Genomic DNA, 231 nt, shown 5'->3' with positions numbered 1-231 from the left:
GGTGTGGGACCTGCTCCAGGGGGTGCACGACCTGGACACCGCGCCCTGGCCGGCGGACATCCCGCCGGACACCGAGGACCCCGAGTGGGAGTTCGTCTTCGCCGGAATGCCGATGTTCGTCGTCGCGAACACCCCGGCCCACCGCAGACGCAACAGCCGCTACTTCGAGGACCTCGCGATCACCTTCCAGCCCCGCTTCGTCTTCGACGACATCTCCGAGGACTCCAAGCA

The 231-nt window shown here is 67.5% G+C and carries 1 protein-coding gene; it reads left to right on the top strand.

What is annotated here, in order from left to right; genetic code table 11:
• Positions 1 to 231, top strand: a 231-nt coding sequence (locus ACSNOK_RS36505) for a YqcI/YcgG family protein (RefSeq protein ID WP_436784935.1), incomplete at both ends; no start/stop codon positions are given.

Origin of the sequence: Streptomyces sp. URMC 126, from assembly GCF_051386555.1 — a bacterium.
Classification (GTDB): Bacteria; Actinomycetota; Actinomycetes; order Streptomycetales; family Streptomycetaceae; genus Streptomyces.
The sequence above is the reverse complement of the archived record's forward strand: the minus strand, read 5'-3'. Positions and strand labels throughout refer to the sequence as shown.